Raw genomic sequence first — 9,859 nt, 5'->3', positions numbered from 1 at the left:
GGTGGAAAACATGCCTAAGATGCGGTTGATGGTCTGCCCCGCATCCACCGTATGGAGCGTGCTCAAGACAAGATGGCCCGTCTCCGCTGCGGACAGGCCGATCTCCACTGTCTCGCGGTCCCGCATCTCGCCGACAAGGATAATCTTCGGCGCCTGACGTAGCGCGGCGCGGAGCCCGCTTGAGAAGGTGTCGAAATCACTCCCCATTTCCCGCTGGTTGAAGGTGGCCATCTTGTGCGGATGGGAGAATTCGACCGGGTCCTCGAGGGTCACGATGTGGAGCTGGCGCTCCTGGTTCATGCGGTCGAGGAGCGAGGCCAGCGTCGTCGACTTGCCCTGACCCGTGGCGCCCGTCACCAGGACGAGCCCGCGCTTCAGCTTGAGCAGATCCAGCACCCCCGGAGGCAGCCCGAGCTGCTCCAACGCGGGGATCTGGTAGGGGATGCGCCGGAACGCGGCGGCGACGCTCGCGCGCTGCCTGAAGACGTTGATGCGGAAGCGGGCGAGCCCTGGGACGCCGTAGGAGAAGTCGCAGTCGAGCCGTTCGCTGAAGGTCTTCTTCTGATCCTCCGACATGATGGAGAAGACCAGCGCTTCGCACTGCTCCGCCGTGAGCGCGTCCGACTCGTGCGCCACGAGCTTGCCCCGCACGCGGAACATGGGCGGCAGGCCGACCTGGACGTGGATATCGGTTGCGTTCATCTCGATCGCGAGCCGCAGCACTTCCTCGAGCTTGACCACCGGCGCCTCCGTCATGGGATGCCACGCTACCAAGCCGGGGCGGCCCCCGTCAACTAATCGCGCGGCGCCGCAGCTCCTCGAGCTCTTCGAGCGGGATGGCGAGGAACGCGGATACGACGGCCGGATCGAAGTGCGTGGCGCTGCAGCGGGCGATCTCCTCGCGCGCGGCCTCGAGCGGCACGGCGCGGGAGTACGGGCGGTCGAAGGTCATGGCGTCGAGGGCGTCGGCCACGGCGAAGATGCGGGCGCCCAGCGGAATGCCTTCGCCGCGGAGACCCTCCGGATAGCCGTTGCCGTCCCAGCGCTCGTGGTGGTGGTAGACGATGGGCACCGCGCCCGCCAGGAACGGGATGTGCTCGACCAGCCGTCGACCGACCTCCGGATGCGTCCGCATGACCTTCCACTCGTCGGGGCTGAGCGGCCCCGGCTTGAGGAGGATCGAGTCGGGGATGCCGATCTTGCCGATGTCGTGGAGCATGACGCCGTGCTCGATGTCGCGCAGCTCCGCCTCTGGTATGCCGTAGGCCCGGGCGATGGCCACGACGTAGACGCGCACCCGCTCCGAATGCATCCCCGTGCCCAGGTCCCGCGCAGCGATGAGCCCGTGGAGCGCCATCAGCGTGGCGCGCTCGCCCTGGGACAGCGGCCGGAGCCCCGCGGGCAGAAGACAGATCTCGCCGCTGCGCCACAGATCCCCGGGGTCGCTGTCCACGGCGGGATCGGCGGGGGCAGGACGCAGGATGAAGTCGTAGGCGCCGTCGTTGAGGCCTTCGAGCGCCGTCCTCACATCGGCCCGGCTGCTCAGCACCACCACGCCGCCTTCGCCACGCGCCGTGGAGCGGGCGCCCACCAGCGCTTCGAGAGCAGGTCCAGGGTCCGGCAGGGCGAGCGGCAGCCAGCCGCCGGGTCCGTCAGAAGCGCCGAAGATCTCGGGGAGCGCCACGGGCGCGGCTCCAACAGCGACCGCCGCCGACTCGTGAGTCGACACGCGGTTCTTTCCCGCTCGCTTGGCGGCGTAGAGCGCTTCGTCGGCGGCGCGGAGCAGGTCCTCGGCCGCGGCCCCAACGTCCTCGGGCAGCGTGGCGATCCCGAAGCTCGCGCTGATGCGCTGCCCGTGCGGAAAAACGTGGTGCTCGAGCACGTGGCGGATCCGGTCGGCGTAGATCTGGGCGCCGGCCTTGGGCGTCTCGACCAGGAGGACGGCGAACTCGTCGCCGCCGTAGCGGCAGATCACGTTGATGCCGCGCGAGTGCTTCAGGAGGAGCTCGCCGACGCCGCGGAGGGTCTCGTCGCCCGTCGCGTGGCCCAGCTCGTCGTTGACGGCCTTGAAGCCGTCGAGGTCGAGCAGCACGACAGACACCGGGTGGTTGAAGCGGCGGTAGCGGGAGACCTCCTCCTCGAGCCGGATGGAGAAGAAGCGGCGATTGTACAGTCGCGTCACCTCGTCCTTGAACGAGACCTCCTTGAGCCGCGCATTGGTGGACTCGAGCTCCCGGTAGGCGGCGTCCAGGCGCGCGGCGAACTGGTTCATCTCGCCGGTCTGGGTCTCTATGGTGCCCAGCATCCGCGAGAACGAGCCCATGAGGACGCCGATCTGGTCGGTCTTCTCCGCCACCGCCGATTCGACCCTGGTCGTGGCAGCCACCGTCTCGGCGGTGCGCCTGACGGTCGAGGCCAGATCCCAGATGACGAAGCCGCCGGCGGCCATGAGGAGCCCGGTGAAGACCAGGAGCGCCTGGCTCCAGAGGAGATCGCGGCCGTAAATCGGCTCATGGCCGAGCCACGACATCACGGAAGCGTAGAGCGAATAGGCGAGGATGAGGAGCGGCACCAAGGCCGTGAGCGTCAGCGCCAGCGAGATCTTGCGCCGGAACCAGTCGCCCCAGAGCGGCGCAATTATGGGGGCCGACGCGGGGGGGGCCGGCGCGGGCCCCTGCAATACCGTTGTCGCTTCCAGTTCGCTGAGCATCAGCCGCTTGAACTACAACAACTATGCCAGCCACCAGGTGACTGAAATCATTGGCCTTTAGGCTGGGCAGCCGCACTACGCGGACCATCTCCGGCGTCTGAGCGACGAAAACTGGCACCCTGGCACTGTGGAGAAGAGCCGTCGCTACTGCACGGCCACGGCTTTTGGCGGGATCAGGCCTTGGCGAAAGAGACGAAGAAAGAGCCGAACTCGACAGGCTCGAAGCAGTCCGGGATCTCGCCATGCTTCCACGCGCCGGGGATCTTGACCACCCGGAATCCCGGCTCGCCGCCCCAGCGCCGCCGGAGGTCGGCCTCGCTGAAGACCCGGCAGTGGTCGGCGTAGCCGTGCACGGGCCGGTAGTCGGGGATCGGGCCCCGGGCGCGGAACTCGTGCATCGGGACCACGAAGCAAAAGCGCCCACCCGGCCTGAGGACGGTCAGGATGGAGCGGACCGTCACGTTCACGTCGCGGACGTGCTCGAGGACGGCGAACGAGTACGCCAGGTCGAAGCGGCCGGGCTCGAAGTATTCGTGGACCTCCTCGGCCAGGCCCTCGCGGAAAGACGCCGTCTTCCAGCGGTTGAGCTGCCGGGCGATCCGGACGTTCGTGAAGGATACCTCGACGCCGTCCACCGCGAGCTCCGGGTGGCGCGCGCAGAGGGCCATCGCCACGCCGCCCTCACCGCTGCCGGCGTCGAGCACGCGCCGCGGCTTCACGGCGTCGACCTCGCGCTCGAGCTCCTGGAACTCCGGGTCGCGGCCGCGCCGCTCGATCATCTTGCGGGTCTTCTTCCCGGACAGCATGCGGATCCGCTTCTCCAGGAGCTTGAGCCCCAGCTTCCAGCGGAGGCCCTTGTACTGCTGCTCCTGGGCAAGGACGTAGGCTTCGCGGCTTTGCAGGTGGCCGAGCCACGATCGGATACGCGCCGCCTGCTCGGCGTAGCGCGGGTCGGGGCGCGCGGCATGCGCCGCCTCCACGATCTCCAGCGCGCCGTAGATGTTCTCGCGGTAGAGCTCGAAGCGCACGCTTTGGATGACGCCGTCCACGTCTGCGGCGTCGGGGACCGGCGCGGGCCCGACGGACTCGCTCATGGTCTGGGCGCTCCTTCGGCGATCATGGTATCACTCCCCGCCCGGCCGGTCGGCGGACGGATCGAGGCCGAAGGCCTCGGCCAGGAGCTGATAGGAGCGCAGGCGCGCTTTGAAGTCGAATGTGATGGCCACGATCATGAGCTCGGCCGCCCCGTACGCGCCGGCGAGGGCGAGGAGCCGGTCGCGCACCTGCTCGGGCGTGCCCGCGATGGTGCGCCGTCTCGCGTGGTGGACGATGGCCAACTCCTGTTCGGTATACGGGTACGTCTCGGCCTCCTCGGCCGACGGGAACGCGCCGGGGCGGCCCGTGTAGAGGCGCGTGATCCACAGGTCGCGGCTCTTCGCGAGCCGCTGCGCCTCGGCTTCGGTGTCGGCGGCCAGCGCGAAGACTGCGACGCTCGCCCGCGGCGCCTCGAGCACCCCGGGACGGAAGCGCGCGGCGTACGCGCGGGTCACCTCGGCGCCTCCCTCGTCGTTGATGAAGTGGGCAAAGGCGAACGCCGTGCCGAAGCGGGCCGCGAGTGCCGCCCCCTCGTCGCTCGAGCCGAGCAGCCACAGCTCGGGCGTGGTCGGGCCGTCGGGCATGGCGCGGATACCGCGGAAGGGATGGCCCTGCGGCAGGTCGTTTCGCAAGAAACCGAGGAGGTTACCTATCTGGGCCGGAAAGTGCTCGATGCCGAGCGTGCCGGGCCCGTGGGCGAGCGCTCGCGCCGTCCGCGGGTCACTGCCGGGCGCGCGCCCGATTCCCAGGTCGATGCGCCCGGGGTAAAGCGTCTCCAGCATCCGGAAGTTTTCCGCCACTTTCAACGCGCTGTAGTGGCTGAGCATGACACCGCCCGAGCCGACGCGGATGCGCGAGGTGCGCGCGGCCACGTGCGCCACGAGCACCTCCGGGGTCGAGCCGGCGAGGCCGCGGCTTGCATGGTGCTCCGCGAGCCAGTAGCGATGGTAGCCCCAGCGCTCGCAGGCTTGCGCCAGCTCGACCGTCTCCGCGACGGCCTCGGCGGCGGTGCCGCCGGTGCGAATGGGCGACTGGTCGAGCACGCCGACGAGAGGCACCGCGCGGGAACCCCTCAGGCCGTGGGGAGTCGGCGCGACAGGACCTTGGAGACGCTCTCGGGCGCGAATCCCAGCTGCAGGAGCGCCACGCCCGTGTCGGCGTACTCGCGGTACGCGCGGATGCGCCCGCCCTCGAGGTCCCCGCCGTCAAGATCCCCGCCGTCAAGATCCCGGCCGTCAAGATCGAAGACGCTCATGCCCGAAAACCGGACGCGGCGCCCCTCGCTTCGCGGCACGGCCGCGGTCGCCGTGTAGCTGAAGGTCCACTCGGCGGCGGCGCGGTGCGCATCCATCACGATAGAGTTCATCTGCCAGCGGTAGTCGCGGCCCTCGCGGAACATGCGCTCGAACATGCCGCGGAGAGCCGCGTGCCCGGTGTGCGGGCCATAGAAGAGGTCTCCGTAGGTCGCGTTCTCGGTGAAGCAGGCAAGGAGACCCTCGACATCACGGCGGTTGAAAGCCTCGGCGAACCGCTCGACCAGATTCACGCCGGCTTCCGGACTCCGGCTCCCTCGACCTCGATCCGCATCTTGTAGAAGGAGCGCCACACGAAGATCACGGACACGACGAAGAACACCACCGCCAGGCTGCGGGTGAACAGGGCGCCGCGCTCGACCGTGAGCGACACGGCGAGCTCCACGGCCAGCAGGCCGAAGAGGGTCGTGAACTTGATGATGGGATTCATGGCGACCGACGACGTGTCCTTGAACGGATCGCCCACCGTGTCGCCGATCACGGCTGCGGCGTGGAGCGGGGTGCCCTTTTCCTTGAGGTCGACCTCGACGACTTTCTTGGCGTTGTCCCAGGCGCCGCCGGCGTTGGCCATGAACACCGCCTGGTAGAGGCCGAAGAGCGCGATGGAGATCAGGTAGCCGATGAAGAAGTACGGCTCGAGGAAGGCGAACGCGAGCGTCGCGAAGAACACGGCCAGGAAGATGTTGAACATGCCCTTCTGGGCGTACTGCGTGCAGATCTCGACGACTTTCTTGCTGTCGGTGACCGATGCCTTGGTGACGCCCTCGAGCTTGATATTGGCCTTGATGAACTCCACCGCCCGGTAGGCGCCCGTCGTGACCGCCTGGATGGAGGCGCCGGTGAACCAGTAGATCATCGCCCCGCCCGTGATGAGGCCGAGGAGGAAGGGCGGATGGAGGAGCGAGAGCTTGTCGAGATTCTCCGTCAGGCGGTGCGTGAGCACCACGATGATCGAGAAGATCATGGTCGTGGCGCCGACGACGGCCGTGCCGATCAGCACGGGCTTGGCCGTCGCCTTGAACGTGTTGCCGGCGCCGTCGTTCTCCTCGAGCATGTGCTTGGCCGATTCGAAGTTGACGTCGAAACCGTGGTCCTTGCGGAGCTCGGCCTTGATGCCGGGGATCTGCTCGATGAGGGAGAGCTCGAATACCGACTGCGCGTTGTCCGTGACGGGGCCGTAGGAGTCCACGGCTATCGTGACGGGGCCCATGCCGAGGAAGCCGAAGGCGACGAGGCCGAAGGCGAAGACGGCAGGGGCGACCATCAGGGCAGCCATGCCCTCCCGGCTGACCAGGTACGCGGTGCCCATGAGCCCCACGACCACCATGCCGAGCCAATAGGCGCTGAAGTTCCCCGCCACGAGCCCCGACAGGATGTCCAGCGACGCGCCGCCCTCGCGCGCCGAGGTCACGACCTCGCGCACATGGGCCGAGTTCGTCGAGGTGAAGACCTTCACGAATTCAGGGATGATGGCGCCGGCGAGCGTGCCGCACGTGATCACCGTCGCCAGCTTCCACCAGAGCGTGCCGTCCCCCAGCCCCGGGATCAGCCACCAGGAGACCAGGTACGTCAGCGCCACCGACACGATGGAGGTAATCCATACGAGGGTGGTCAGGGGATGCTCGAAGTTCATCTTGGTGGCGTGCGCGTATCGACCGCGCGCCATCGCGTCGTTGATGAAGTACGAGGCGCCGCTGGCGACGATCATCATGACGCGCATCACGAAGATCCAGACCAGGAGCTGGACCTGGACCATCTCCTTCGGTACCGCCAGCAGGATGAAAGAGATGAGCGCCACGCCCGTGACGCCGTAGGTCTCGAAGCCGTCGGCGCTGGGGCCGACCGAGTCGCCCGCGTTGTCGCCCGTGCAGTCCGCGATGACGCCGGGGTTGCGCGCGTCGTCCTCCTTGATGTTGAAGACGATCTTCATCAGGTCCGAGCCGATGTCGGCGATCTTGGTGAAGATGCCGCCCGCGATGCGGAGCGCCGAAGCGCCGAGCGACTCACCGATGGCGAACCCAATGAAGCAGGCGCCCGCGTAGTCCCGGGGGACATAGAGCAGGATGCAGAGCATGATCAGCAGCTCCACGCTGATCAGCAGCATGCCCACGCTCATGCCGGCGCGCAGCGGGATGGCGTAGACGGGGAACGCCAGCCCCCTGAGGCTGGCAAAGGCGGTGCGCGAGTTGGCGAAGGTGTTGATGCGCATGCCGAACCAGGCCACGCCGTAGCTGCCCCCGATGCCGACCAGGCTGAAGAACAGGATGATCGAGACCTGCTGGCCCGTGAAGTGCTGGAGCACGCCGAAGTAGAACGTCACGATGATCGCGATGAAGACCCACAGGATCATCAGGAACTTGCCCTGTTGGATCAGGTACGTCTTGCAGGTCTCGTAGATCAGCTCCGAGATCTCGAGCATGGACTGGTGCACCGGCAGAACCCTGAGCTGCTTGAAGATCACCATCCCGAACCCGAGACCGAGGAGGCAGACGAGCAGGCCCCACTGGAGCAGCGAGCGGCCGGTCATGCCGCCGAAGCTGACCTGGGAGAGATCCGGGATCTTGAGGTTGGCCTCGCCGCCGCCCTGGTGCTGGGCGGGGGCGGCTACACCCTGGGCCCAGGCGGCGTCGAGCGCCGGACCGGCCATCGCGGCCAGGACGACCAGGGCCAGGAGCACCGGCAAGACCCAGACGGCGCGCCGGTGCGCTTCGGGGGTTCCGTTCATGTGCGCATCTCCTCGATAACTGGGGATATAAGCGCCTGCCGCGCCGCGGCAACCACTCCCTTATGCCCATCTTTGCGGCGCGAGTCAAGCCTTCCGGACTCGCTTGCCCGCGGGACGAATCCGGGTCTATCCTTCCATCCCATGCCCTATGACTTCGACCGCGTCATCGACCGCCGCAGCACCGAGAGCAACAAGTGGCACAAGTTCCCGCCTGACGTCCTGCCCCTCTGGGTCGCCGACATGGACTTCCCCTCGCCGGAGCCGGTGATCCGGACGCTCCGCGAGCGGGTGGAGCACGGCGTCTTCGGCTACGGTGTCGAGCAACCGGAGTTCCACGAGGTGATGTGCGACCGGCTGCTCAAGCGTTTCGGCTGGAAGGTCGAGCCCGAGGCGATGGTGCTGATGCCCGGCGTCATCTCCGGCTTCAACGTCGCCGCCCGCGCGTTCGCGAACCCCGGCGACGGCGTGCTGATGCAGCTGCCCGTCTACCCGCCCATCCTCCGCCTGCCCGACAACGTCGGGATGTCGCGAGACGGCGCCGACCTCACGCGCGGCGCCGACGGGCGCTACACTGTCGACTTCGACGCCTTCGAGCTCGCCATTACGCCGCGCACGCGCATGTTCCTCCTCTGCAACCCCCACAACCCGGTCGGCCGCGTGTTCACACGCGAAGAGCTGTCGCGGATGGCGGAGATCTGCCTCCGGCGCGGCCTCGTCATCTGCGCCGACGAGATCCACGGCGATCTCATCTACAGCGGCCACGGCCATGTGCCGATCGCGTCGCTCGATCCCGACATCGAGGCGCGCACCATCACGCTCATGGCCCCGAGCAAGACCTACAACCTGGCAGGTCTCAGGTGCGCGCTGGCCGTCATCCCGAACCAGGCGCTCCGGGAGAAGTTCGTGGCGGCGCGCCTGGACATGGTCCAGACGCCGAACATCCTGGGCTACACGGCAATGCTGGCGGCGTACCGGGACGGGCAGCCCTGGCTGGACGAGCTCCTGCGCTACCTCGAGAACAACCGGGACTTTCTCGTGAAATATGTCCGGGCCAACTTCCCGGGGATCGAGGTAGGGGTGCCCGAGGGCACCTATCTCGCCTGGCTCGACTGCCGCCAAGCGCGCATCCCGAACAACGACCCGTTCATTTTCTTCCTCGAGACAGGCCGGGTGGCCTTCAATGACGGGGCGACATTCGGGCGCGGGGGGCCGGGCTTCGTGCGTCTCAACTTCGGCTGCCCGCGCCAGCTGCTCATACAGGGGCTCGAGCGCATCGGCCAAGCCCTCGGGCGGCTCCCGCAGGTCGGGCGCTAGCCCGCCGGAGGGCAGCCGGAAAGCTCGGGAGGCGCCGGCACGCCCAGTATCCCCACGGCCTGCCGGACGTTGGCGCAGGCGTCGGGCCTCCCGGGCTCGAGTCGGAGCGCTTCCACAAACAGCGGCAGCGCGTCGGCCACGAGGCCGCTCCTCGCGTACAACCAGCCGAGCACGGCGTACCACGGGGCCTTGTCGCGGGAGAGCCTGAGCACCTCGCGGTACTGGGCAATGGCCTCGGGCATGCGTCCCTGCTCGACGTAGGCGCCGCCGAGATTGATCCGCGCGAAGCGGTTGGCGGGCTCGAGCGCCACCGCATGGCTCCAGAGCGATACCGAGTCGCGCCAGACCCGGACCTGCTGCACCGTCAGCACGACCAGAACCACCACCATTACCGCTGCCACGGCCCGCACCACGCGCTCGCCGGACCAGCGCCACGCGACCGCGCCTCCAGCCAGGAGCGCCCAGCCAAGGCACGCCAGGTAGGACTACCGGTCCGCGACCGCTTGCGGGCCGTTGTGAAAGAACCCGAGCACGGGCGCCAGCGTGATCGCGTAGACGAGGCAGACGGCGGTGAAAGCCGGCCAGCGGCGGCGCATCAGCACGGCCACCAGGGCGGTCCCGGCGACGACGGCGAAGTGCCACCAGGTGATGGTGACGAACAGCGGGTAGAGCGGGGAGAGGTCGAGGGGCAGGACCGTCTTG

The 9,859-nt window shown here is 68.2% G+C and carries 9 protein-coding genes; 1 reads left to right on the top strand and 8 read right to left on the bottom strand.

Annotated features, from left to right (window positions below):
• The 6 genes from Q7W02_20270 to Q7W02_20245 all read right to left on the bottom strand — a co-directional run.
• On the bottom strand, positions 1–756 hold a 756-nt coding region (locus Q7W02_20270; protein ID MDO8478485.1), incomplete at its 3' end, for a PilT/PilU family type 4a pilus ATPase.
• A gap of 34 nt (positions 757–790) precedes the next feature.
• Positions 791–2,710: a diguanylate cyclase gene (locus Q7W02_20265; GenBank protein ID MDO8478484.1), complete on the bottom strand. Its 1,920-nt coding sequence runs from the start codon at positions 2,708–2,710 to the stop codon at positions 791–793.
• 173 nt (positions 2,711–2,883) lie between these two features.
• The gene (locus Q7W02_20260; protein ID MDO8478483.1) at positions 2,884–3,804 is read right to left on the bottom strand and encodes a class I SAM-dependent methyltransferase; all 921 of its coding nucleotides are present in this window, start codon (positions 3,802–3,804) and stop codon (positions 2,884–2,886) included.
• A 30-nt stretch (positions 3,805–3,834) separates the two neighbouring features.
• On the bottom strand, positions 3,835–4,863 hold the full coding sequence (locus tag Q7W02_20255; protein MDO8478482.1) for an LLM class flavin-dependent oxidoreductase: 1,029 nt from the start codon (positions 4,861–4,863) through the stop codon (positions 3,835–3,837).
• Positions 4,864–4,877: 14 nt separating this feature from the next.
• On the bottom strand, positions 4,878–5,351 hold the full coding sequence (locus tag Q7W02_20250; protein ID MDO8478481.1) for a nuclear transport factor 2 family protein: 474 nt from the start codon (positions 5,349–5,351) through the stop codon (positions 4,878–4,880).
• Positions 5,348–7,843, bottom strand: a complete 2,496-nt coding sequence (locus Q7W02_20245) for a sodium-translocating pyrophosphatase (protein MDO8478480.1) — start codon at positions 7,841–7,843, stop codon at positions 5,348–5,350. The genes Q7W02_20250 and Q7W02_20245 overlap by 4 nt, the downstream gene beginning before the upstream one ends.
• 141 nt (positions 7,844–7,984) lie before the next feature.
• Here Q7W02_20245 and Q7W02_20240 point away from each other — a divergent pair, with 141 nt between their 5' ends.
• A complete protein-coding gene (locus tag Q7W02_20240; protein ID MDO8478479.1) occupies positions 7,985–9,157 on the top strand; it encodes a MalY/PatB family protein in 1,173 nt (390 codons plus the stop codon).
• Here Q7W02_20240 and Q7W02_20235 read toward each other — a convergent pair.
• On the bottom strand, positions 9,154–9,558 hold the full coding sequence (locus Q7W02_20235; protein ID MDO8478478.1) for a tetratricopeptide repeat protein: 405 nt from the start codon (positions 9,556–9,558) through the stop codon (positions 9,154–9,156). The two genes, Q7W02_20240 and Q7W02_20235, sit on opposite strands and share 4 nt — an antisense overlap.
• 84 nt (positions 9,559–9,642) lie before the next feature.
• On the bottom strand, positions 9,643–9,859 hold a 217-nt coding region (locus Q7W02_20230; protein MDO8478477.1), incomplete at its 5' end, for a hypothetical protein.

This window comes from Candidatus Rokuibacteriota bacterium, from assembly GCA_030647435.1.
Lineage (GTDB): Bacteria > Methylomirabilota > Methylomirabilia > Rokubacteriales > CSP1-6 > AR37.
This window is presented reverse-complemented; position numbering and strand designations above follow the sequence as displayed.

Coding starts and splice junctions, on each gene's coding strand:
- Q7W02_20265 (MDO8478484.1), bottom strand. CDS start 2,710: ATGCTCAGCGAACTGGAAGCGACAACGGTATTGCAGGGGCCCGCGCCG.
- Q7W02_20260 (MDO8478483.1), bottom strand. CDS start 3,804: ATGAGCGAGTCCGTCGGGCCCGCGCCGGTCCCCGACGCCGCAGACGTG.
- Q7W02_20245 (MDO8478480.1), bottom strand. CDS start 7,843: ATGAACGGAACCCCCGAAGCGCACCGGCGCGCCGTCTGGGTCTTGCCG.
- Q7W02_20240 (MDO8478479.1), top strand. CDS start 7,985: ATGCCCTATGACTTCGACCGCGTCATCGACCGCCGCAGCACCGAGAGC.